This window comes from Streptococcus sp., assembly GCF_019414905.1.
Lineage (GTDB): Bacteria > Bacillota > Bacilli > Lactobacillales > Streptococcaceae > Streptococcus.
Genome location: NZ_DXLC01000026.1, coordinates 1 through 2,425, shown reverse-complemented (window position 1 = coordinate 2,425; position 2,425 = coordinate 1). Strand labels below are relative to the sequence as shown.

The 2,425-nt window shown below is 36.0% G+C and carries 3 protein-coding genes; all 3 read left to right on the top strand.

Annotated elements, in window-relative coordinates; all coding sequences use genetic code 11:
- The first annotated feature begins 92 nt into the window (after positions 1 to 92).
- Positions 93 to 1,229 carry a DNA polymerase III subunit beta gene (dnaN, locus tag QZ359_RS00590; RefSeq protein ID WP_261030045.1) on the top strand — a complete coding sequence of 379 codons (1,137 nt, stop codon included), beginning with the start codon at positions 93 to 95 and terminating at the stop codon, positions 1,227 to 1,229.
- A gap of 64 nt (positions 1,230 to 1,293) precedes the next feature.
- Positions 1,294 to 1,488, top strand: coding sequence for a DUF951 family protein (locus tag QZ359_RS00585; protein ID WP_000285186.1), 195 nt, complete (start codon positions 1,294 to 1,296; stop codon positions 1,486 to 1,488).
- An 84-nt stretch (positions 1,489 to 1,572) separates the two neighbouring features.
- Positions 1,573 to 2,425, top strand: an 853-nt coding sequence (gene ychF / locus QZ359_RS00580) for a redox-regulated ATPase YchF (protein ID WP_293951832.1), incomplete at its 3' end; no start/stop codon positions are given.

Sequence of the window (2,425 nt, the reverse complement as noted above, 5' to 3'; positions counted from 1 at the left end):
GTTTACTAAATAGCACTCAGTTTTCCACAGAATTCACACACTCTATTATTACTATTATCCTTCTAATACTAAAAATAAATAAAGGAGAATCCATGATTCATTTTTCAATTAATAAAAATTTATTTCTACAAGCATTAAATATTACTAAGAGAGCTATTAGTTCTAAAAATGCCATTCCTATTTTATCAACTGTCAAAATTGATGTGACCAATGAAGGTGTTACTTTAATTGGTTCAAATGTTCAAATTTCAATTGAAAATTTTATTTCTCAAAAAAATGAAGATGCTGGTCTATTAATTACTTCTTTAGGTTCGATCCTTCTTGAAGCTTCTTTCTTCATCAATGTGGTATCTAGTCTACCTGATGTGACTCTTGATTTTAAAGAAATTGAACAAAATCAAATTGTTTTAACCAGTGGCAAATCAGAAATTACCCTAAAAGGAAAAAATAGCGAACAGTACCCACGAATCCAAGAAATTTCAGCAAGCACTCCTTTGGTTCTTGAAACAAAATTACTCAAGAAAATTATCAATGAAACAGCTTTTGCTGCAAGTACACAAGAAAGTCGTCCAATTTTAACAGGTGTTCATTTTGTATTGAGTCAGCATAAAGATCTAAAAACAGTTGCAACAGACTCTCATCGTCTAAGCCAGAAAAAATTGACTCTCGAAAAAAATAGTGATGATTTTGATGTTGTCATTCCTAGCCGTTCTCTACGCGAATTTTCAGCGGTATTTACAGATGATATCGAAACTGTAGAGATTTTCTTTGCCAATAACCAAATTCTCTTTAGAAGCGAAAATATTAGCTTCTATACTCGTCTCCTAGAAGGAAACTATCCTGATACAGATCGCTTGATTCCAACAGACTTTAACACTACTATTACTTTTGATGTGGTAAACTTACGCCAGTCAATGGAACGTGCTCGTCTTTTATCAAGTGCGACTCAAAATGGTACTGTGAAACTTGAAATAAAAGATGGGGTTGTTAGCGCCCATGTTCACTCTCCAGAAGTTGGTAAAGTAAACGAAGAAATCGATACTGATCAGGTGACTGGTGAAGATTTGACCATTAGTTTCAATCCAACTTACTTGATTGATTCTCTTAAAGCTTTAAATAGCGAAAAGGTGACCATTAGCTTTATCTCAGCTGTTCGTCCATTTACTCTTGTGCCAGCAGACACTGATGAGGACTTCATGCAGCTTATTACACCAGTTCGTACAAATTAAGTGAAAGAGGTTGAGCCTGGCTCGCCTCTTTTATGATATAATCGAAAAAGAAAAGGAGAGTAGTATGTATCAAGTTGGAAATTTTGTTGAAATGAAAAAACCACATGCTTGCACCATCAAGTCAACTGGTAAAAAAGCAAATCGTTGGGAAATTACACGTGTAGGGGCAGATATCAAAATCAAATGCAGTAATTGTGACCATGTTGTCATGATGGGGCGCTATGATTTTGATCGAAAAATGAATAAAATTATTGACTGAGAACCCTTAGTTAGAGGGTTAGCAAGTTTTCCCTTTTTGTGTTATAATATTAGGGATTGAAATGAAAACGGAGAATGAGAAAATATGGCTTTAACAGCAGGTATCGTTGGTTTGCCAAACGTTGGTAAATCAACACTATTTAATGCAATTACAAAAGCAGGAGCAGAGGCTGCAAACTATCCATTTGCGACGATTGATCCAAACGTTGGAATGGTTGAGGTTCCAGATGAACGCCTACAAAAATTGACTGAAATGATCACTCCTAAAAAGACAGTTCCAACTACATTTGAATTTACAGATATTGCAGGGATTGTAAAAGGAGCTTCAAAAGGAGAAGGGCTAGGGAATAAATTCTTGGCCAATATTCGTGAAGTAGATGCGATCGTTCATGTGGTACGTTGTTTTGAAGACAGTAATGTTATTCATGTTGATGGAAGTGTCGATCCTCTTCGTGATATCGAAACAATTAACTTTGAGTTGATTTTCTCTGATATCGAAGTATTAGACCGCCGTATTTCCAAGTCCGCACGAGCAGCTCATAATGATAAGAAGATTGCTGCAGAAGTAGAATTTTTAAAGAAAGTAAAAGCACATCTTGAAGATGGACAGCTTGCTAAAACATTTGTTACTGAAGATGAGGACGAGCAGGCATTATTAAGCGAATGTAATCTTCTTACAGATAAACCTGTTATCTTTGCGGCTAACGTTTCTGAAGATGACCTGGCAGATGATGGTGCAGAAAATCCTTTTGTACAAAAAGTCAGAGAATATGCGAAGGGCTGTGAAGCAGAAGTATTTGTTGTATGTGCTCAGATCGAGCAGGAGATCGCAGAACTTGACGATGATGAAAAAGCAATGTTCCTTGAAGATCTCGGCTTAAAAGAGTCTGGACTTGAAAAGCTCATCAAAGCAAGCTATTCTCTGCTTGGTCTTATCT